The sequence below is a fragment of the Serratia sp. CoH_122_TC_1 genome, from assembly GCF_058191755.1.
The window spans coordinates 1-365 of record NZ_JBXWLA010000070.1; the positions used below are offsets into that span (position 1 = coordinate 1).

The following is a 365-nucleotide window of genomic DNA, read 5'->3' on the forward strand; positions in this document are numbered from 1 at the left end:
CGGAAGCTGTCCTCAGCCATGAGCCAGCGCACGAAAGGGATGCTGCGCATGGTCAGCCAGACGTGGCTGACCATCGTTCTGGTCTCCGCGCTGCTGATAGCGTCGAGCGCGGGCATTCTGTGGTGGCAGGGGCAGCAGATACTCGAGAACTATACGACCATCCGGGAGCAGAAGAGCACGCAGGCCATGCTGTCAGAGAGGAACAGCGGCGTACAGCTCTCGACCTGCGGCGAGCAGAGACGCCGCTGCGTGAGGGTGAACCCGGAAGCGGGACAGTTCGGAGAGGACTCGAGCTGGATGATACTGGCGGGGAAATAGCACATGACGGAGCTGGAAAAACAGTTGCTGAGCGCATTAGAGCAGCT

At 60.8% G+C, this 365-nt stretch carries 1 pseudogene; it reads left to right on the forward strand.

Annotation, left to right across the window (positions count from 1 at the left end):
- Nucleotides 1–365: pseudogene (locus tag AC2FC2_RS27025) on the forward strand (plasmid mobilization relaxase MbeA); the annotation flags it as partial.